This window comes from Arthrobacter sp. 001422645 (assembly GCF_059816125.1).
Map to the genome: position 1 here is coordinate 62,259 of NZ_JCBANT010000009.1, position 20,320 is coordinate 82,578.

General features: G+C 66.8%; 17 protein-coding genes. 11 read left to right on the top strand and 6 right to left on the bottom strand.

The genetic code is table 11. The annotated features are described in order from the left end of the window. Nucleotide 1 precedes the first annotated feature (1 nt). Complete coding sequence (locus AC6EUH_RS10960) at nucleotides 2-505, bottom strand: tripartite tricarboxylate transporter TctB family protein (RefSeq protein WP_499738642.1); 504 nt, start codon at nucleotides 503-505, stop codon at nucleotides 2-4. 119 nt (nucleotides 506-624) lie between these two features. On the opposite strand from AC6EUH_RS10960, the gene AC6EUH_RS10965 reads away from it, so the two are divergent. Both AC6EUH_RS10965 and AC6EUH_RS10970 read left to right on the top strand, forming a co-directional pair. Further along, entirely contained in the window at nucleotides 625-1,425 is an 801-nt protein-coding gene (locus AC6EUH_RS10965; protein WP_499738643.1) for an IclR family transcriptional regulator, read from the top strand. Between the two features lie 355 nt (nucleotides 1,426-1,780). Then, nucleotides 1,781-1,984, top strand: coding sequence for a hypothetical protein (locus AC6EUH_RS10970; protein ID WP_056430232.1), 204 nt, complete (start codon nucleotides 1,781-1,783; stop codon nucleotides 1,982-1,984). An 82-nt stretch (nucleotides 1,985-2,066) separates the two neighbouring features. On the opposite strand, the gene AC6EUH_RS10975 is transcribed toward AC6EUH_RS10970, so the two are convergent. The 3 genes from AC6EUH_RS10975 to AC6EUH_RS10985 form a co-directional block, all read right to left on the bottom strand. After that, nucleotides 2,067-3,038, bottom strand: a complete 972-nt coding sequence (locus AC6EUH_RS10975; protein ID WP_056430235.1) for a sensor domain-containing protein — start codon at nucleotides 3,036-3,038, stop codon at nucleotides 2,067-2,069. After that, on the bottom strand, nucleotides 3,035-3,862 hold the full coding sequence (locus AC6EUH_RS10980) for an alpha/beta fold hydrolase (RefSeq protein WP_235500229.1): 828 nt from the start codon (nucleotides 3,860-3,862) through the stop codon (nucleotides 3,035-3,037). The genes AC6EUH_RS10975 and AC6EUH_RS10980 overlap by 4 nt, the downstream gene beginning before the upstream one ends. Before the next feature lie 323 nt (nucleotides 3,863-4,185). Beyond that, nucleotides 4,186-4,977, bottom strand: a complete 792-nt coding sequence (locus AC6EUH_RS10985; protein ID WP_056430240.1) for a GOLPH3/VPS74 family protein — start codon at nucleotides 4,975-4,977, stop codon at nucleotides 4,186-4,188. A gap of 155 nt (nucleotides 4,978-5,132) precedes the next feature. On the opposite strand from AC6EUH_RS10985, the gene AC6EUH_RS10990 reads away from it, so the two are divergent. Both AC6EUH_RS10990 and AC6EUH_RS10995 read left to right on the top strand, forming a co-directional pair. Beyond that, nucleotides 5,133-6,206, top strand: coding sequence for an NAD(P)-dependent alcohol dehydrogenase (locus AC6EUH_RS10990; protein WP_499738644.1), 1,074 nt, complete (start codon nucleotides 5,133-5,135; stop codon nucleotides 6,204-6,206). A 598-nt stretch (nucleotides 6,207-6,804) separates the two neighbouring features. Next, nucleotides 6,805-8,964: a discoidin domain-containing protein gene (locus AC6EUH_RS10995; protein ID WP_499738645.1), complete on the top strand. Its 2,160-nt coding sequence runs from the start codon at nucleotides 6,805-6,807 to the stop codon at nucleotides 8,962-8,964. Here the strand turns inward: AC6EUH_RS10995 and AC6EUH_RS11000 are convergent, their stop codons facing one another. Further along, nucleotides 8,965-9,636, bottom strand: coding sequence for a GntR family transcriptional regulator (locus AC6EUH_RS11000; RefSeq protein WP_499738646.1), 672 nt, complete (start codon nucleotides 9,634-9,636; stop codon nucleotides 8,965-8,967). 158 nt (nucleotides 9,637-9,794) lie between these two features. Between AC6EUH_RS11000 and glyA the strand changes: the two genes are divergently transcribed. From glyA to purU, 7 genes are read left to right on the top strand one after another with little or no spacing between them, the layout of a single operon-like run. Further along, nucleotides 9,795-11,171 (top strand): serine hydroxymethyltransferase, encoded by a 1,377-nt coding sequence (gene glyA, locus AC6EUH_RS11005; protein ID WP_499738647.1) that lies wholly within the window; start codon nucleotides 9,795-9,797, stop codon nucleotides 11,169-11,171. After that, the gene (locus AC6EUH_RS11010; protein ID WP_056430251.1) at nucleotides 11,168-12,388 is read left to right on the top strand and encodes a sarcosine oxidase subunit beta family protein; all 1,221 of its coding nucleotides are present in this window, start codon (nucleotides 11,168-11,170) and stop codon (nucleotides 12,386-12,388) included. Before glyA ends, AC6EUH_RS11010 begins: the two co-directional genes overlap by 4 nt. A gap of 27 nt (nucleotides 12,389-12,415) precedes the next feature. Next, the gene (locus AC6EUH_RS11015; RefSeq protein ID WP_056430253.1) at nucleotides 12,416-12,823 is read left to right on the top strand and encodes a sarcosine oxidase subunit delta; all 408 of its coding nucleotides are present in this window, start codon (nucleotides 12,416-12,418) and stop codon (nucleotides 12,821-12,823) included. After that, nucleotides 12,820-15,786, top strand: a complete 2,967-nt coding sequence (locus tag AC6EUH_RS11020; RefSeq protein WP_499738648.1) for a sarcosine oxidase subunit alpha family protein — start codon at nucleotides 12,820-12,822, stop codon at nucleotides 15,784-15,786. The genes AC6EUH_RS11015 and AC6EUH_RS11020 overlap by 4 nt, the downstream gene beginning before the upstream one ends. Further along, nucleotides 15,779-16,414, top strand: a complete 636-nt coding sequence (locus AC6EUH_RS11025; RefSeq protein ID WP_499738649.1) for a sarcosine oxidase subunit gamma — start codon at nucleotides 15,779-15,781, stop codon at nucleotides 16,412-16,414. Before AC6EUH_RS11020 ends, AC6EUH_RS11025 begins: the two co-directional genes overlap by 8 nt. Then, on the top strand, nucleotides 16,414-17,787 hold the full coding sequence (locus AC6EUH_RS11030; RefSeq protein WP_499738650.1) for an L-serine ammonia-lyase: 1,374 nt from the start codon (nucleotides 16,414-16,416) through the stop codon (nucleotides 17,785-17,787). Before AC6EUH_RS11025 ends, AC6EUH_RS11030 begins: the two co-directional genes overlap by 1 nt. A gap of 3 nt (nucleotides 17,788-17,790) precedes the next feature. Further along, nucleotides 17,791-18,687 (top strand): formyltetrahydrofolate deformylase, encoded by an 897-nt coding sequence (gene purU, locus AC6EUH_RS11035; protein WP_056430266.1) that lies wholly within the window; start codon nucleotides 17,791-17,793, stop codon nucleotides 18,685-18,687. Between the two features lie 92 nt (nucleotides 18,688-18,779). Here purU and AC6EUH_RS11040 read toward each other — a convergent pair whose 3' ends face one another. Continuing rightward, entirely contained in the window at nucleotides 18,780-20,279 is a 1,500-nt protein-coding gene (locus AC6EUH_RS11040; RefSeq protein ID WP_499738651.1) for a glycoside hydrolase family 32 protein, read from the bottom strand. Nucleotides 20,280-20,320: the final 41 nt, after the last annotated feature.

Below are 20,320 nucleotides of genomic sequence, written 5' to 3' on the forward strand. Positions count from 1 at the left end.
TCTAGAGTCCGATCAGGTTCAGCGGAGGGAAGGCCGAAACGGGAAGGGCTACGTTCAGGCCGTAGTTGAAGGCGTAGAACGCGCCGACGCTTCCGGCGAGGGCGACGATGAGCGAGGAAGTCCACGTCCTGCCGCCGCGCAGCTTCAGGTGGTACATGAGGAACAGGAACATGCTCAGCTGAAAGCCGAGCAGGTCCATAACTGCCGCGAGGACGGCCAGGCTGACTACTACGGCGATCACAAGCCCACGGTCAACGCCTTCGGGTGTCTCGGTGGGGCGACGCAGTTCTTGGAGCAGCCAAACGATGGACATCGAAACCAGCACCCCGCCCATGGCGAACGGAAACAAGCCCGGCCCCGGCCCCAGCGACGTCCACAGGCCAAGCTCGAGTGAGCTGACCAGGACATAGACACCAACGGCGACGAACCCGCCGATGCCCACTAGTACAGACGGGGCGACGCGTGTGGTGCGCTCCGGTCTGGCTATAACTGACTTCGTTGTCATCGGTTCCTTCTTACGGTTCTGAAGTTCATTTCATACAGTGAAACAGTATTGCGCCTAGAGAAATAGTGACAGGAGACACATCGACTGTCAAGCGTAAGAAAATTACATACAATGAAAGGATGACCGTGTCCTCAACCCACCCAGCCAGCTCAGCCGACGACGGCCCGAAGGCGTCCAACATGAGATCCCTGTCCAGGGCAATGGAGGTCTTCGCGGAACTGCAGCGGGCGGAGCGGCCGCAGCGGCTCAGCGATTTGGCTAGGACCTGCGGCATGAGCCTTCCTACGACCTTGCGGATCCTGAGGGTCCTCCAGGACTTTGGCATGGTCAGCCAGACAGATAAGTCGTATCGGATCGGCCCCGCCGTCCTGCCTGCTGCGCGCAGCTATTTGGAGAATGATCCACTCGTTGTTGCCGCCCGCCCGGTCCTGCAGCAGGTGGCTTCGCAGACCGGGCAGACCGCGTCGCTCTACACGCGCCTTGGCTTTGAACGGATCCTGGTGGCACGGGTCGATGGCGAATCACCCCTCAGATACGACCTGCCCTTGGGTAAACGGCTGCCCCTCACGGTGGGGGCGGCAGGCAAAATTCTGGTGGCCACAGCGTCCGAGGAAGAGTTGCAGCAGGTTGTTGCCGCGGCCATCGCGGCCGGCCACGAAAACTCCGCTTTTACCGTCAAGGAGCTCCGCAGCAGGCTGCCCGAAGCCGGAGTCGACTACGCATACTCGGCGGACGAACGCGCCACGGGCGTGCTGTCTGTCGCCGTCGCGGTCCCCAACAGGTCCGGCCAGCCGAGTGAATCGATCGCCCTGACCAGTCCCGTGGAGACAGCGACTGAACCTGCCCTCAAAGCCGCTGTTCCAGAACTGCGGCGCGCTGCAAACAGGCTCTCGGAGCTACTGGAAGGCTCCGTCTACTAAGTCCGGCAGGACGCCGCCTCCCGCCTTCCATCGCCGCAAGCGCCCGGCCTTCTGTGACGATTCTCACGGACAATAATGCGAAATCAGCTTGAGACCGTTCCGCCGCGCTGTGCACTATGGAAAGGCAGTGGCAGGGGCGTCCAAGTCCCGCCGCCGCAGCCACAGCCCCTCCCCCGCAGCAGCGGATCAGAGGGCCGGCGGCAACAGTTTTACCCATCCTGGTGGACGCAATGAGGCCAAACCGGTGAGCTCGCTGAGCTGCCCACGGTCCGGAGCGTTCCCGGTTTGGCCCTACGGCGGCTCCGCATCGGTGCGGCAGCCGGACATCCGGATTCACGAATGGAAGCACTGAACAATGACGTTTGAAACTGCCACCTCTGTCACCCACAAGCTCTGGGACCGCTCCACGATGCACCACGAGCTCGACGCCCTGGTCCACGACCTTTCGGTCCGGCACAACACCGCCAAGTCCAACATCGCGGTCCACGCCAGCGGCCCCGGCACCTTCACGCTCAGCCTGAACAACGGCGACGCCAACCTTGAGACGGTCAACCTCTAGCACCACGCACAACCACGACGACGGCGGGTGCCTCCCGCCGTCGTCGTGTGCGTTTCAGGTCCTGCCGGCAACGACAGACAGGTTAGCCCTCCGCCGCAGCCCGCCGCATCTCTGTCTTGACCCGGTACATGTCGTGGTCGGCGGCGATCAGCAGAGCACTGGCCAGTTCCTGGTGGCCGGCCGCATCCGCGTCAGCCGGAACGGCCGTTTCCGCTGCGCCCACGGACATGCCCAGCCGGAGCTCGGCCGCCGCGACGGTGACAGCGCCTGCCAGGCAATTCCGCACGCGTTCGGCCACCGCCTCGAGCTCCGCCGGGTCTTCCAGCCGGGGGATCAGAACCACGAATTCGTCCCCGCTGTACCGCGTGACGGTGTCCGCGTCCCGCACGGCGTGCGAGAGCATCCGCGCCACGTGTTCCAGAACCCGGTCCCCCGCCGCGTGGCCCAGGGTGTCGTTGACGTGCTTGAAGTTGTTGACATCGCAAAACAGCACGCCCACGCGGTGCCGCTGCTCGCCGGCCCGCGCCAGGGCAGCCAGCAGGCTCTCCTGCAGCTGCCGCCGGTTGGGCAGTCCGGTCAGCGGGTCGTGGAGCGCCCGGTGGTGCGCCTCCTGCAGGAGCTGTGCCCGCTCCGCCTCGGCATCCTCAAGCTGCCGGTGCGCGCTGGCCAGCTCGCGTTCGTACCGCCGCCTCTCGGGGGCCGCAAAGAAGATCATCAGGTCCCGCGGCTCGGGACCGTCCGCGGTGCGGGTGATGGACAGCAGGACCGGCCTGCGCTGCCCGTCCGGCCCCAGCAGCTCGACGGAGAGCTCGCCGAGGTGGCCGTCGCGTTCCAGCTTCGGCCCGGCATGCGTGCGGTACATGAGCCGGTCGCCTGCCGGCATGAGGTCCAGCAGCCGGGTTCCGTCGAGGCCACCGTCCGCAACGCCCGTCCAGGCGCACATCGTGGCGTTCGCGGCCAGGATCGTCCCGTCGGCGCCGGCCACGATGTAGCCGGCGGGTGCCCGGTGGAAGAGCTGCCCGTAGTCGACAGTCTCGGTGGTCAATTGGCTCATGACGGCTTCAGGAACTCGAGGATGGCGGCGGCGGTTTCCTCCGGCGCGCTGCTTTGCGGGAAGTGGCCGGTGGCCGCAAGCCGGACCAGGGTGGCGTCGGGGAGCTTCGCGTGCAGGTACGTTCCCACGTGGTCCGGTGTGACGACGTCGTCGGTGCTTTGCAGGACCAGCACGGGGACGGTGACGTCGGCCAGCAGGTGCCGGACGTCGGAGAGGAACGCCACCCGGGCAAAGTCGCGGGCGACGCGGGGGCTGATCCGTCCGAAGCTGCCCTGGATTTCGTGGTCCAGTTCGGGGGCGTGCGGTGTGTTCATGTAGACCGGGGCCATCGACTCGGCCCAGACGACGTAGTTGGCGTCCAGGGATTCGAAGACGTCGTCAATGTCCTGGCGCGTGAAGCCGCCCGCGTAGCCGTCCTCGGGGTGGTCGAGGTAGCTGGGCGAGGCCGTGACCAGGACCAGGCGGCTGAACCGGCGGCTTTCGTCCCGGACAGCGGCGCTGACGGCCATCATGGACCCTACGCTGTGGCCGATGAGGGTGGCGTCCTTCAGCCCGAGTTCCGCACAGATCTCCAGCAGGTCATCGACATAGGCGTCCAGCTTGGAATAGGTGTCCGAATCGTAGGCGGACTGGTCGGAGCCGCCGGACCCCACATGGTCCAGCAGGACCACCCGGTAGCGGTCGGTGAACCAGGGCAGGATTTTGTGCCACATCGTCTGGTCGGTGCCGAACCCGTGGGCGAACACCAGGACCGGACCGTCCTCCGGCCCGGACACCTGAACGTTGTTTCGCGTTGCCGCACCCGCCGCCATCTGCCAACCCATTCCTTGATACTCAGCTGTTGAACCCCGGCAATAATGTTCGACGGCGGACCCGCGCCTTCGCGCTTCCGGTTCGCCGTCCGGGAACGTCCGTGAGGCGCGCCTGCCGCCGCCCCGCGTTCGGCCAGTCGGCTCCCATAGTAGTCCTGTGGAGCCGCGGGGCCGGGGAGGCGTCGCCGCAGGTCATGCACGCATTGGGAGTGCCCGCCGGCTCCCGCGGTCACCTTTGGCACAGGGTCGCTGAATCGCTGGCTGAGGGCGAGGTCACTTACCTAACCCTGCGTGTGGCGGCATGGTCGACGAAGACCGGATCTGATCCGGCGACATTAAAGGGTTGCTTCTTCTTCCTGTGCCAGCCTGACCATAAGAAGTTCGTCCTCCACCGCGCGGGACGGCCAATAGTCCTTGGCCAGCTCACTTGCCCGGCCTCTGTCTGCTGCCGGGAAGAGCTTTCCGAACAGCCCGGCCGCCTGGAGCAGTGCGATCAGCGCCGTGATCCTGGCGTCGGGCGCCTTGGAAACGGTCTTGGTATCGGGCTTAGCAGGCGCGACGTCGGGCGCCTCAGCATCCGGCTTAGCGGGCGCGACGTCGGGCGCCTCAGCATCCGGCTTAGCAGGCGCGACGTCGGGCGCCTCAGCATCAGGCTTGGCGGGTTCCGGCGGCGCACCGCTGAGAGCGGCCTGGATCTTTTCCATAAGCGCCGCCTCCGGAGCGTGGTCCTTCTCCGGGTACCGCACGGTCCGAAACAGGCCCAGATGCCTCGCCCCGACATGCTCCACGATGCCCGCCGACGCCATCCCTTCGTAGACACGCTGCACTTCGGCGCGGCCTTCCAGAATGGAAACCCACTGCTTTGGAGTGTGCGGCCGGGATTTGCCACGGATGAGCCCCAGTTCGTGCTGGAAGTCCGTTTGCGGGGCGGCGCCGGTGGCCTTGATGTGTTTCCCCTGCAGCTCGATTGCCCCCACAAGGTCCAGCTCGGCCAATATTGCCCCCGCCACGGTGGTCCTGAGTGCAAACACTGGGACTTCAGGTTTGCCGTCATTGTCATTCGTCGCCAACAACAGGAAGGCCTGAGGAAGGCTCAGTTCCACCGGTTTAGGTGTTTCAGCATCCATACGATCATGGTGGCGTAGTTGCGCTGCCACCACAACGAGTATTTACAGCTGGAACTGCAGGTAGCCCCCAACCACCCCTTGACAGGTGTACGGCGTACACCATAGCCTTATGGCAGCAGGTGTACGCCGTACGCCTTGTAGGAGAGGGAGTCCCCATGAACGCCACACAGGCAGGCAGTGCCCACGAGCTGCGGGGCGCAGGCGAACGCGGCCGCAACCAGGCAGGCGCCACAATGAAAGCGGCGACCTACCGGCGGTTCGGCGGTCCGGAGGTAGTCCGCATCGAGGAGCTCCCCAAGCCTTCGCCGCGTCCGGACGAGGTCCTCATCAGGGTGCACGCGAGCACGCTCAGCGCGGCCGACCACCGGGCGCGCAGCCGGACCGTTCCGTCCGGACTGCAGGTCCTCACCGCCCTGGCACTTGGCGTCTTCAGGCCACGACGCCAGGTCCTCGGGATGGACGTTGCCGGCGTGGTCGAAGCCACCGGCTCGGACGTGACCAGATTTCGGGCCGGCGATGAGGTGGTGGCGATGCTTGGCGCCACATTCGGCGGCCATGCGGAGTACGTGACCGTCCAGCAGGACGGGCCCGTCACAGCCAAACCGCGCACCATGGGATTCGCGGAGGCCGTCACACTGGTCTTCGGCGGACTCACTGCCCAGGCCTTCCTGGCCCGCGCCGACATCGGCCCCGGCACCACGGTCCTCATCAACGGGGCCTCCGGCGCCGTGGGCACAGCAGCGGTGCAGCTCGCCAAGAATTTGGGCGCCCACGTCACCGCCGTCTGCAGCGGCGGAAACCGCGGGCTGGTGGCCTCCCTCGGCGCAGACCACGTGATCGACTACACCGCCGAGGACTTCACGGCACGGGGACAGACCTACGACGTCATCATGGACTGCGTGGGCAATGCACCCTTCACGCGTGTGGCCGCCTGCCTGAACCCGGGCGGCGCCCTGCTCCTGGTCATCGCCGACCTCAAAGGGATACTGCAGGCACCCCGCAACACCCGCAGGAGCGGAAAGCTTGTCACGGCCGGCGATCCCAGGCTCCACTACACTGCGGAAGACCTGGCTTCCCTCGTGCGCCTCGCGGAAGATGGCCGATACCAGGCCGTCATCGACCGGACCTATCCCCTCGCCGAGATCGTGCAGGCGCACCGCTTTGTTGATACCGGGCGGAAACGGGGAAACGTCATCGTGCAGATCGCCGGTGAATCCCCCAAAGACTGAACGCTTCAAAAACCCGCCTCAAACGGGCAGTACCACCATGCGGGCGAACTGAAACAACAAAGCGGACGACGGCGGGGCCTCCCGCCGTCGACCGCTGGCGCTTCGCGGGGCGCGCAGTCATTACGCGGTACACGGCAACCTGGGCAAGTAACTGGCGGCCCAATGTCGGGTAGCGGGTACTCGTGCGCCCGGACGCGGCCCGCTCGTACCGTCAAAGTGTGCGTTTCGTGTGACGCCTAACAGGAGGCCCGGGGGGGCTCCAGGGACTCCGTGGTTCCTTCCTCCCGTTGATCGGGAGGAGAGACAGTGAAACATCCGGTTCCTGAGCGCCTGCCTCAGCCCGGGCGTCTTGCGGTCGCCCTCTGCGCAGCCTTTGTTGCCAAATCTCCTCTTGGCCCCTATCCACCTGCTCATGTTCGAGTCACTCCGCGCCACCGTCCTCGGCAGATCCCTGTTCCTGGCCGTGGTTCCAGGTTGCGCCCGGACGTGCCGTCGGATGGTCTCCCCCTGCACGCACCAGCCGCGCCGTCCTCAAATCTAGGAGCTTTCCGTGACCCCTGAGCTACAGCCCAGAAAGCCGGGGCGCGGCCGAAGGAAAATGCTGTTGGCGCTGGCGGGCCTCATCACGGCAGGAGTGATTTTTGGTTTCGTCGTGGTCCCCGGCGTGGCCGAACCCGGTCCGCTGCCCGCCGTCGACGGAACTATCCACGTTGATCTGGAGACGGCCGTCAACGAGTTCCCGGGCACCCGTGCCCTGGGCGCCGGCGTCGATGGCCTGGAGCAAGGCGAAATCGACAAGGTCTGGACACCCTCGAACATCCAGGCCATGAAGGCGGCCGGCTTCGGGCCGATCAGCTACCGGCTCCGCACCGAACTCGGCGTCAAGGCCTGGCACTGGAATCCGCGCGGGACATGGAGCGACCCCGCTGCCGGGCAGGGGTATTGGGTTTCATCCGATGAACCACGGGAGGATTACAAGGCGTCCCAGGGGTACCGCCTTCCCCGGCGTGGAAACACCATCGATCAAGCAAAGAACGACGGCTACTCCCGGCTCACCGACGGAGACCCCACCACGTTCTGGAAAAGCAACCCGTACCTCGACTCGCACTTCACCGGAGAGGCAGATGACCTGAACCCGCAGTGGATCATGGCCGCGTTTCGCCACGCTTTCCCGATAGACACCCTGAAGTTCGACTGGGGGACGCCGTTCGCGACGGAATTCAAGGTGCAGTACTGGTCCGGCAAGGACGCCCATTTTCCGGTCGACGGCGGGAAATGGATCGATTTCCCGCAAAGCTCACACAAGGGCACTGGTGGCACCCAGACCGTACGGATCGCGCCGAAACCGATGGAAGTGCAGTATCTGCGTGTCGTGTTGACCAAGGATTCCGATACCGCCCCGGCGGGCTCCACGGACGTTCGTGACAAGCTGGGATTCGCCGTTCGCGAGCTCTCCATCGGCCAGACCATCGACGGCCGTTTTGATGATCACGTCACCCACTTGCCGTCACAGGAGCAGACGGAGATGTGGACCTCCTCGACCGACCCCTGGCACCGCGCGGGCGACATCGACAAACACTACGAGCACGCGAGCTTCGAGCGGCTCTTCGAAGGCGGCATCACCAACGGCCAGCCGATGATGGTGCCCGCCCCCGCACTGTACGGCGTACCGGAGGACTCGGCGGCCCTGGTGCGCTATCTAAAAAAACGCGGCTACCCGGTGGAACGCATCGAGATAGGCGAGGAACCGGACGGCCAGCTCGCCCAGCCCGAACACTACGGCGCGTTGTACCTGCAGATGGCCCGGGCGATGAAAGAGGTGGATCCCGCCCTGGAGTTTGGAGGCCCGGGCTATCAGACGACTTTGCCGGACTGGGTGCACTGGCCCGACGCAAACGGCGAGAGGTCCTGGACCGGCCGCTTCGTGTCATACCTGCGCGACCGCAACGCGATGGAGGACTTCGATTTCTTCTCCTTCGAGTGGTACCCGTTCGACGACGTCTGCGCCGATCCCAGCGCACCACTGGCCCGGCACCCCAAGCTCCTGTCGGACCTGCTGGCCCGGCAGGAAGAGGCTGGCCTTCCACCCGACGTGCCCAAGGTGATCACCGAATACGGCTACTCCTCCTTTGCCGGCCAGGTCGAAGTGGAACTGCCCGGGGCCATGATCAACGCCGAAACGGCCGCCATGTTCCTGGCCATGGGCGGAGAGACCAGCTATTACTACGGGCTGGAACCGAACTGGGTTTTCCAGGAAAAAGAAGGCAAGAAGTGCAACTCCTGGGGCAACCTGATGATGCTGCAGTTCCACGATAACTGGCGGATCCGGCCGCTGGCCGCCTTCCAGGCGGCCCGGCTGGTGAACGAGTACTGGGTGCAGGACGGGGACGGCCTCCACACCGTTCACGCCGCGACCAGCGACCTCCACAATTCACGGGGCGAGCCGCTGGTCACCGCCTACGCGCTACGCCGGCCGGACGGCAGCCTGGGCGTGCTCCTGTTCAACAAGGACCCGGACCGGACACTTAAGGTCCGCCTGATGCAAAAAACGGACGGCGCCCACGAAGTCATCGACGAAGAGCTCCGGCTCGACCAGTACTCTGCCGAACAGTACAGCTGGCACTCCACCCAAGGTAAAGGCAACGGCGGACACCCCGAACCCAACGACCCGCCTGCCCCAAGCGTGATCAGTGCCGATGCTGCCGGCACCATTACCCTGCCGCCGCACAGCATCTCCGTGGCCGTGACACAGCCCTGACTAGAGCACCTTGCGGACGGATTCCTCGAAGCTGACCACATGGTGCAGGGCGAGTTCAGCCGCGCGGTCCTCGTCGCCGTCGGCAATCGCGGTCAGCAGCTCCACGTGCTCCACGATGTGGCCGCTCACTGAGGGCACCTTGTCCAAGACCAGGCACCAGATGCGGGTGGCCAGGTTGTCGTAGCGGATGAGGGTGTCTTCGAGGTGCGGGTTGGCGGCAGCTTTGTAGATCAGCCGGTGCACGGTGAGGTCGTACCGCATGAGCTCGCGCGAGCCGCCCGGTCCGGGATCCAGCTGTGCGATGGTGTCGGCGACGTGCATCAGTTCGCGGCGCATGGCGTCGCTGGCCCGGCTGGCAGCACGGCGTGCAGCCAGTGGCTCCAGGAGTTCCCGGATTTCCGAGACGTCCGCCAGCTCGGTGAAGTCCACCGTGGTGGCGAAGGTACCCCGGCGCGGGTAGGAAATCACCAGGTGGTCCACCTCCAGCCGCTTGATCGCCTCGCGCACCGGGGTGCGGCCGAAGCCGAGCTCTGCGGCCAGCTGCCCGTCGTTGATCGGCTCGCCCGGCCGGATCTCCAGCATGATCAGCTTGTCGCGCAGCTGCCGGTAGGCGGCCTCCGCCTGGGACAGCGCCTGGTCCTCGGCGAGGGGCAGGGCAGGAAGTGCGTTCAAGGCACCGCTCCGTTCTGTGCTACTCAGTGTCCGGGTCCCAACCGGGAGCTCCGTGCCACTTTGCGTCCGGCTATTGACTCTGTTGTGATCTCGATCATAGCATTGACCTCACACTGATATATCAGTCACTACAACAGTGGTATTTCAAAGGAGCATCCGTGGTTGAGCAGTTGAACGAGCGACTTTCCGCAGTCGATCCCGAGGTCCAGCAGGCCATTGCCCGTGAGCTGGGCCGCCAGCAGTCGACGCTGGAAATGATTGCCTCGGAGAATTTTGCCCCCGCGGCGGTCATGGAGGCGCAGGGCTCGGTCCTGACGAACAAGTACGCCGAGGGTTACCCCGGCAAGCGCTACTACGGCGGCTGCGAGCACGTGGACGTTGTGGAGCAGCTGGCCATCGACCGGGTCAAGGCCCTGTTCGGCGCTGAATACGCCAACGTCCAGCCGCACTCCGGCGCCCAGGCCAATGCCGCCGCCATGTTCGCCCTGCTGAACCCGGGCGACACCATCATGGGACTGGACCTGGCGCACGGCGGCCATCTCACCCACGGGATGCGCATCAACTTCTCCGGCAAGCTCTACAACGTGGTCCCGTACCACGTGCGGGAATCGGACTTCCGGGTGGACATGGCCGAGGTCGAGGCGCTGGCCCTGGAACACCGCCCGCGGCTGATCGTGGCGGGCTGGTCCGCGTACTCCCGCCAGCTCGACTTCGCCGAGTTCCGCCGGATCGCCGACCTGGTGGACGCGTACCTCATGGTGGACATGGCGCACTTCGCCGGCCTGGTGGCCGCGGGGCTGCACCCCAACCCGGTGCCCTACGCCGACGTCGTCACCACCACCACACACAAGACCCTCGGCGGCCCGCGCGGCGGAGTCATCCTCGCCAGGGAGAAGTACGCCAAGAAGATCAACTCTGCCGTGTTCCCCGGCCAGCAGGGCGGGCCGTTGGAGCATGTTATTGCCGCCAAGGCCGTGGCGTTCAAGCTGGCCGGAACCCCGGAATTCAAGGAACGCCAGGAGCGCGTCCTGCAGGGATCGAAGATGCTGGCCGAACGGCTTCTCCGGGACGACGTGGCCGCAGCCGGCATCTCCGTGGTGAACGGCGGCACCGACGTCCACCTGGTCCTGGTGGACCTGCGCAACTCCGAGCTGGACGGGCAGCAGGCCGAAGACGCGCTGCACCGGGTGGGCATCACGGTCAACCGGAACGCCGTCCCGTTCGACCCCCGCCCGCCGATGGTGTCCTCCGGACTCCGGATCGGCACCCCGGCCCTGGCAACCCGCGGCTTCGGCGCGGTGGAATTCGCCGAGGTCGCGGACATCATCGCGACGGCGCTGATCGCCGCCTCCGCAGTTGCCGGCACGAACAGCGGAACCGGCGGCGGCTCCTCCAGCGACGACGCCGCCGTCGAACTCCGCGCCCGGGTCACCGCCCTGGCCGAGCAGTTCCCCCTCTACCCGCATCTTTCCCCGGACGACAGCGGCACCGAGATCGCCGCGTTCGAATCAGACATGATCGGAGCATCACAGTGAGCACGCAGCAGCTTCCGGAACACCCGGATTTCCTTTGGCGGAACCCCGAGCCCAAGTCCTCGTACGACGCCGTCATTGTCGGCGGCGGCGGGCACGGCCTGGCGACGGCGTACTTCCTGGCCAAGAACCACGGGATGACCAACATCGCCGTCCTGGAAAAGGGCTGGCTGGCCGGCGGCAACATGGCCCGGAACACCACCATCATCCGTTCCAACTACCTCTGGGACGAGAGCGCGGCCATCTACGAGCACGCCCTCAAACTCTGGGAAATCCTGCCCGAGGAGCTCGAATACGACTTCCTGTTCAGCCAGCGCGGCGTCATGAACCTGGCCCACACCCTGGGGGACGTCCGCGAAAGCATCCGGCGCGTGGGGGCGAACAAGCTCAACGGCGTGGACGCTGAGTGGCTGGACCCGCAGCAGGTGAAGGAACTCTGCCCCATCCTGAACATCAGCGACAACATCCGCTACCCGGTGATGGGCGCCACGTACCAGCCGCGCGCCGGCATCGCCAAGCATGACCACGTCGCCTGGGCCTTCGCCCGCAAATGCGACGAACTCGGCGTGGACATCATCCAGAACTGCGAAGTCACCGGCTTCGTCAAGGACGGCAACCGCGTGGTGGGCGTGAAGACCAACCGGGGCACCATCAACACCGAAAAGGTGGGCCTGTGCGCCGCCGGGCACAGCTCGGTCCTCGCGGAAATGGCCGGCTTCCGGCTCCCCATCCAGTCCCACCCGCTCCAGGCATTGGTGTCCGAACTCCACGAGCCGGTCCACCCCACGGTGGTCATGTCCAACCACGTCCATGTCTACGTCTCCCAGGCCCACAAGGGCGAACTGGTCATGGGCGCCGGCGTCGATTCCTACAACGGCTACGGCCAGCGCGGCTCCTTTCATGTGATCGAGCACCAGATGGCGGCCGCCGTCGAACTCTTCCCCATCTTCGCCCGGGCCCACGTACTCCGGACCTGGGGCGGGATCGTGGACACCACCCTGGACGCCTCTCCGATCGTCGGCACGTCCCCGGTGGACAACATGTTCGTGAACTGCGGATGGGGAACCGGCGGCTTCAAGGCCACCCCGGCTGCCGGACTCACCTTCGCCCACACCATCGCCACCGGGTCCCCGCACAAGCTGAACCAGCCGTTTGCGCTGGAACGCTTCGAAACCGGAGCCCTGATCGACGAACACGGCGCCGCCGCCGTGGCCCACTAGCCGCCGTCCATTAGAAAGAAGACGCACATGCTGCTCATCTCCTGCCCCAACTGCGGCTCGCGCGACGAGACCGAGTTCCACTACGGCGGCCAGGCCCACGTGCCCTACCCGGAGAACCCGAACGACCTGAGCGACCGGGAATGGGCCGAGTTCCTGTTCTACCGCGACAACACCAAGGGCGCGTTCGCCGAACGCTGGCTGCACAGCACCGGCTGCCGCCAGTGGTTCAACATGCTCCGCGACACGGTCACCTACGACATCCAGGCCGTCTACCCTATGGGCGCCCCCCGCCCCGCCGGAGCCCCCGATGCCCTATCAGTTGTTGTCCCTAAAAGGCCCCTGAAGCAACCAGAACTGATAGAGCAACCGGGTTCAGCGCCCGGCACCGCCGCCCCCAGCACCAGCACCACCGCCCCGGAAGGAGCAACCAAGTGACTTCCCAGAACGCCCGCCTCGCCGCCGGCGGACGCATCGACCGCACCATTTCCTGGCGTTTCACCGTGGACGGCGAGGAATTCACCGGCCACCCCGGCGACACGCTCGCCTCGGCCCTGCTCGCCAACGGCCGGATCACCGCCGGCAACTCGCTCTACGAGGACCGGCCCCGCGGCATCCTGGCGGCCGGCGTGGAGGAACCCAACGCGCTGGTCCGCGTCGAGCCGCGGTTCCCGGGCCACGTGGCCGAGTCCATGCTTCCCGCCACCACGGTCACGCTGGTGGACGGGCTGAAGGCGGACATGCTCAACGGTCTGGGCCGCCTGGACCCGGCCGATGACCGCGCCGAGTACGACAAGAAGTACGTGCACATGGACGTCCTGGTGATCGGCGGCGGCCCGGCCGGCCTGGCCGCGGCCCGCGAGGCCGCACGCACCGGTGCCCGCGTGATGCTGATGGACGACCAGCCCGAACTGGGCGGGTCGCTGCTGTCCGGCTCCACGTCGCCCGGGCTGGCCGGGACAATCGAGGGCAAGCCGGCGCTGGACTGGGTGGCGGACATCGAAGCCGAACTCGTCTCCGGCGCCGAATGCACCGTCCTGAACCGCACCACGGCCTTCGGCGCCTACGACGCGAACTACATCATCGCCGTCCAGAACCGCACGGACCACCTGTCCAGCCCTGCCGCCTCCGGGGTCTCGCGGCAGCGTATTTGGCACATCCGTGCCAACCAGGTGATCCTGGCCCCCGGCGCTCACGAACGTCCGCTGGTCTTCGAGAACAACGACAGGCCCGGCATCATGCTCGCATCGGCCGTCCGCAGCTACCTCAACCGCTACGCGGTGGCCGCCGGGCAGCGCGTGGTCATCGGCACCACCAACGACAGCGCCTACGCCCTGGCCGCAGACCTGCGGGCCGCCGGCGTCAAGGTCGCCGCCGTCGTGGACGCCCGCCCCAGGCTGACCGACGTCGCGGCTGCCGCCGCTGAATCCGGCACCCGGGTGCTGATCGGCAGCGCCGTGGCCAACACCGCCACAGCAGCGTCGGCCGGCGGCGGCCGGTTGACCAGTGTCACCGTCCGCAGCATCAACGACGACGGCGAACTCACCTCCGGCGTCGAAGAGATCGCCTGCGACGTGCTGGCCGTCTCCGGCGGCTGGAGCCCGCTGGTCCACCTCCACTCCCAGCGGCAGGGCAAGCTGCGCTGGGACGAGGACCTGGCGGCCTTCGTGCCGAGCACTGTGGTTCCCAACCAGCAGATTGTGGGCTCCGGGCGCGGCAGCTTCGAACTGGTTGACTGCCTCGCCGAGGGCAGCTCCGCCGGAACCGCGGCCGCCATCGCCGCCGGCTTCAGCCCGGAAAATTCGAACGCAGTCGCCGGTCCGCTGGTCCTCTCCGAGCCGAAAGCGTCCGCCCCCACCCGCCAGCTGTGGCTGGTACCCGGGCAGACGGGCACGCCGGACGACTGGCACCACCACTTCGTCGACTTCCAGCGGGACCAGAGCGTGGCCGACGTCCTGCGCTCCACCGGGGCCGGGCTGCGGTCCGTGGAGCACATCAAGCGCTATACCTCGATCAGCACCGCGAACGACCAGGGAAAGACCTCCGGCGTCAACGCGATCGGCGTGATCGCCGCGGCGCTCCGGCATGCCGGCGAGGCCTCCCGCGGCATTGGCGACATCGGCACCACCACTTACCGGGCGCCGTTCACCCCCGTGGCGTTCGCGGCCCTCGCCGGACGCCAGCGCGGCGAACTGTTCGACCCCGCCCGCGTCACCTCGATCCACCCGTGGCACGTGGCCCAAGGCGCCTTATTCGAGGATGTGGGGCAGTGGAAGCGCCCCTGGTACTACCCGCAGAACGGCGAGGACATGGACACCGCGGTGCTCCGCGAATGCGCCGCCGTCCGCGAGTCCGTGGGCTTTATGGACGCCACCACCCTGGGCAAGATCGAAATCCGGGGCAAGGACGCCGGTGAATTCCTTAACCGGATCTACACCAACGCGTTCAAGAAGCTCGCCCCCGGTTCCGCCCGCTACGGCGTGATGTGCATGGCCGACGGCATGATTTTCGACGACGGCGTGACCCTGCGCCTCGATGAGGACCGGTACTTCATGACCACCACCACGGGCGGCGCCGCGAAGGTGCTGGACTGGCTGGAGGAATGGCTGCAGACCGAATGGCCCCACCTGGACGTGCACTGCACCTCGGTGACCGAACAGTGGACCACGATCGCCGTCGTCGGGCCCAAATCCCGTGCGGTGCTCGCGAAAGTGGCGCCCGACCTCGCCGCGGGCGGCGGGCTGGAGGCGGATGCCTTCCCGTTTATGACCTTCCGCGAAACCACCCTCGCCTCCGGCGTGCAGGCGCGGATCTGCCGCATCTCGTTCTCCGGTGAACTGGCCTACGAGATCAACGTGCCGGCCTGGTACGGGCTGAACACCTGGGAAGCCGTCGCCGCCGCCGGGGCCGAATTCAACATCACCCCGTACGGCACCGAAACCATGCACGTGCTCCGCGCCGAAAAGGGCTACCCGATCGTCGGTCAGGACACCGACGGGACCGTCACCCCGCAGGACGCCGGGATGGAATGGGTGGTCTCAAAGGTCAAAGACTTCATCGGCAAGCGCTCCTACGCCCGGGCCGACGCAGGGCGCGAGGACCGCAAGCACCTGGTCAGCGTCCTTCCCGTGGACGGCTCGCTGCGGCTGCCGGAGGGCAGCCAGCTCGTGGAGAAGGGGATCACCACTAACCCCGCGTACGGCCCCGTCCCGATGCAGGGCTTTGTGACCTCGAGCTACCACAGCGCCGCACTCGGCAGGTCGTTCGCCCTGGCCCTGATCAAAAACGGCCGCAACCGCATCGGCGAGACCCTCGTGGCCGCCGCCGGCGACCAGCTGGTTGATGTGGTCGTCGCCGAAACCGTACTTTTTGACCCCGAAGGGACCCGCAAAGATGGCTAACACCGCAGCACTCACCGGCATCAATGGACTCCGCGAAATCCGCCGCAGCCCGGCCTCGCACCTGGCCGCAGCACTGGAATCCGGCTCCGTCCCGGGAACGGTGGTCCTCAAGGAGGGCCCGTTCCAGACCATGGCCGGGGTCCGCGTCGACCCCGCGTCCGAGGCAGCGTCACGGATCGCCTCCGTCACCGGCGGCCTGCCGGCCCGCTGCGGCGAGGTGGCCGGCACGGAGCGGGCCAGCGTCCTGTGGCTGGGGCCGTCCGAGTTCCTGGTGGTGGCACCCGAGGAAGACCACGACACCCTGGGCGGAGACCTGCTGGGCTCCCTCACCGCCGCCCTGGGCGACGCCCCGGGGCAGGTGGTGGACCTCTCCGCGAACCGCACCACGTTCGAGCTCACCGGCCCGCGGGCCCGGGCGGTGCTGGAGAAGGGCTGCGCCCTGGACCTGCACCCGCGCAGCTTCACGCCGGGGACCGCCCTGGCGACGGAGGTCGGCAACATCCCGGTGGTCCTGCTGAAGAACGGGGAGGAGAGCTTCCGGCTGTTCCCCCGCGCCTCGTTCGCAGACTTCCTGGGGCGGTGGCTCCTGGATGCCATGAGGGAGTTCGCTTCCCCCGAGGTGCCCTGATGGCCCTCAGCGTCCTCGACCTGTTCTCCGTAGGCATCGGGCCGTCGTCGTCACACACGGTCGGCCCGATGCGGGCGGCGAAGCTGTTCGCCGACGGGCTCAAGGGTGACGGCCACCTGAGCGCCACGGTCCGGGTCCAGGCCGAACTGTTCGGCTCGCTCGGCGCCACCGGCCGGGGCCACGGCTCCGACAAGGCCGTGGTGCTGGGCCTCCAGGGCCTGGACCCGGAAACCGTGGACACCTCCACCGCGGACGACCAGGTGGCCGCGGCCGCGCTCGACGCCGAACTCCGGATCGGCGGGGACCACCGGGTGGACTTCAACTGGGACGAGGACGTGGTGCTGCACCGCCGCAAGTCCCTGCCCGCCCACCCCAACGGCATGACGTTCCGGGCGCTGGACCACACCGGCGCCGTCCTCAGCGAACGGAGCTTCTATTCCGTTGGGGGCGGCTTCGTGGTTGACGGCGACGCCGACGCCGGCGACCAGCTGGTGGCCGACGACACCCCGCTGCCTTACCCCTTCACCACGGCCGACGAACTGCTGGCCATCTGTCAGCGGGAGAGCATGTCCATCTCCGACGTGATGCTCGCCAACGAGCTGGTGTGGCACAGCGAGGCGGAACTGCGCGAGAAGCTGCTAGGGCTCTGGGCCGTTATGCGCCAATGCGTGGACAACGGCTGCGCCGCGGAAGGAATCCTTCCCGGCGGGCTGAACGTCCGGCGCCGGGCGCCGTCGCTCTTCCAGACCCTGACGGCGGACACCGGCGTCACCGACCCGCTCCGGGCCATGGAGTGGGTGAACCTTTTCGCCCTTGCCGTCAACGAGGAAAACGCCGCCGGCGGGCGCATCGTCACCGCCCCGACCAACGGTGCGGCCGGCATTGTGCCCGCTGTGCTGCACTACTACGTCAAGTTTGTTCCGGGAGCCGACGACGACGGTGTGGTCCGCTTCCTGCTGGCGGCGGCCGCCGTCGGGATCCTGTTCAAGATCAACGCCTCCATCTCCGGCGCGGAGGTGGGCTGCCAGGGGGAGGTGGGTTCCGCCTGCTCCATGGCGGCCGCGGGGCTGTGCGAGGTGCTCGGCGGCACGCCCGAACAGGTGGAGAACGCCGCCGAAGTCGGGATCGAGCACAACCTCGGCCTGACCTGCGACCCCGTGGGCGGCCTGGTGCAGATTCCCTGCATCGAACGGAACGCGATCGCCAGCGTGAAGGCCATCAACGCCGCGCGGCTGGCGCTGCACGGCGACGGCAGCCACAAGGTGTCGCTGGATAAAGCCATCAAAACCATGCGTGAGACAGGAGCGGACATGAAAACCAAATACAAGGAGACCTCCCGCGGAGGCCTCGCCGTCAATGTGATCGAGTGCTGAGCCATGACTGCCATCGAAGCTGAAACCTCCCTCCCCCGGCCGGCCACCACCGTGGAGCATGTCCTGACGCTGGACTGCAGGGAATCCCCCGGCATCGTCCACGCCGTCTCCGGTTTCCTGCTGGAACACGGCTGCGACATCATCGACAACCAGCAGTTCGGCGAGCGCTCCGAGGGGCACTTCTTTATGCGGGTGCATTTTGCGTCCGACGGCGATGCGTCCACCGCGGACACCCTGCGGGCCGCGTTCGCCCCGGTGGCCGACCACTTCGGGATGAGCTGGCGGCTGGAGCCGCACGGTTCCAAGCGCCGCGTGCTGATCATGGTGTCCAAGTTCGGGCATTGCCTCAACGACCTGCTGTTCCGCGCCCGGATCGGCGAACTTCCCGTCGACGTGGTGGCCGTGGTGTCCAACCACACGGACCACCAGGCGCTGGTGGAATGGCACGGCATCCCGTTCTTCCACGTGCCCGTCACCGCCGCCACCAAGCCCGAGGCGGAGGGCCGGCTGCTGGAGCTCATTGACCAGTTCGACGTCGAACTGGTGGTCCTGGCCCGCTACATGCAGGTCCTCAGCGACGAACTCACGCGCAAGCTGGACGGCCGGGCCATCAATATCCACCATTCGTTCCTGCCCAGCTTCAAGGGCGCCAAGCCGTACCACCAGGCCTACGCACGTGGCGTGAAGACCGTGGGGGCCACCGCCCACTACGTCAACGCGGAGCTGGACGAGGGGCCCATCATTTCCCAGCAGGTGGTGGAGGTGGACCACACGTACGGGCCGGAAGACCTGGTCGCGGCCGGCCGGGACACCGAGTGCAAGGCGCTCAGCAACGCCGTGCGCTGGCACTGCGAAGGCCGCGTGATCCTGCAGGGAAACAGGACCGTGGTCCTGAAGTAGCCTGCGTGGTTACCCGGCCAGCCAAGCCGCCGCTGATCATGCACCCCGGACTCCCGGGGTGCATGATCAGCAGTGTCGCTGCGGCGTTTCAGCTAACGGACGACGTCGAGGCTCACCAGCGTGGCGCAACCGCCCGCGGCGAAGACAGCCAGCGAGGTGCTCGCTTCACCGGGAAAAATTTGGTCCGTGATCGTGGCCAGCCCGTGCTGGGCGAAAACTTCCACCGAGCAACGATCCAGGAAGACCCGCAGCCGCAGCCGACCGTCCTCCAGCGGCACGGCCACGCTTTCCACCGAAGCGAACGTCTCGTGGAAGTCCGTGTTGCCGGATGCAGTCCGGTCCAGGCTCAGCACTCCTGTGCCGGCGTCGTAGGCAAGAACCGTTTGTTCTCCGCCGCCGGCCCGGAGCAGCAGACCCACCTTCCCGGCGTCGCCGGGCTCCAATTCGGCGTCGATCCGCAGCACATCGCCGGAGGCCTCGGCAGGAAGCCAGCGCGTCCCGTCGGCGAGAGTCCTGCCGGCCTCACTGTAGGTCGCGGCTCCGCCGTTGCCGAAAGGATCCACAGCGGCCTGCGTCAGCACCACGCGGCCGTCCCGCGTAGCCAGCCTGACGTCCCTCACCAATGACATCGCACTGCGCCAGCCGCTGGTCGGCGTGACGGCGCCGTACTGCCAGTTGTTCATCCAGCCGATCATCAGCCGACGCCCGCCCGGGGCATTGGTGAAGGAGACGGCGGCGTAGTAGTCCCGTCCCCAGTCCAGCCAGCCGTACTCGGCCATTCGGCTGTCATCCTGCTGGAGCCCCTCGGTGACCGTGGTCTCGGAAGCGAAGGCCACGCCGTCGAACGATCCAAGGAAGTACTGCCCGCCGGAGCCGCCGGCGATTCCGCCAGGGCTCAGGTTCACCACCAGCACCCACTTGGTGTTCCCGGCATCGCCGTCCACCGGAAGCTCAAACAGGTCGGGGCATTCCCACACTCCCCCGGTGGCGTTCGCCGGGCCGAAGGTGCTGAGGTATTCCCAGGTCTTGAGGTCAGCGGACTTGTAGAGGACAACTTCCCGGTCCGTCGCTTCCACGGCGACCATCACCCAGTAGCCACCGGCGTCACTGTCGTACCAGAAGACTTTCGGGTCACGGAAATCAGCCGACGCCCGGTCCAGCACGGGGTTCCCGGCGTATTTTGTCCAAGTGGCGCCGTTGTCCGTGCTGTAGGCCAGGGACTGCGCCTGCCGCCCGCTCAAAGGGGATGCGGGCGAATAGGCACTGGTGTAGATGGCCACAAGCGGCGGGTGGTCCGGCGTGCCGAAGCCGCTCGTGTTGGTCTTGTCCAGCACGGCCGACCCGGAGAAGATGGCTTCCTGCTCGTCGCAGGCAATGGCCACTGGCTGTTCGTCCCAGTGCAGCAGGTCCGCGGAGGTGGCGTGCCCCCAGGACATGTTGCCCCAGACGGTCCCGGACGGGTTGTGCTGGTAGAAGAGGTGGTACGTGCCGTTAGCGTAGACCAGTCCGTTGGGATCGTTCAGCCAAGAGCGGTCCGCCGTGTAGTGGTGCTGTGGCCGGTACCGGCAGTCGAGCGCGGATGTGGTTGTCATGGAATGCTGTCTGCTTTCACGGGGGCCGGGGCGGCGGGTGG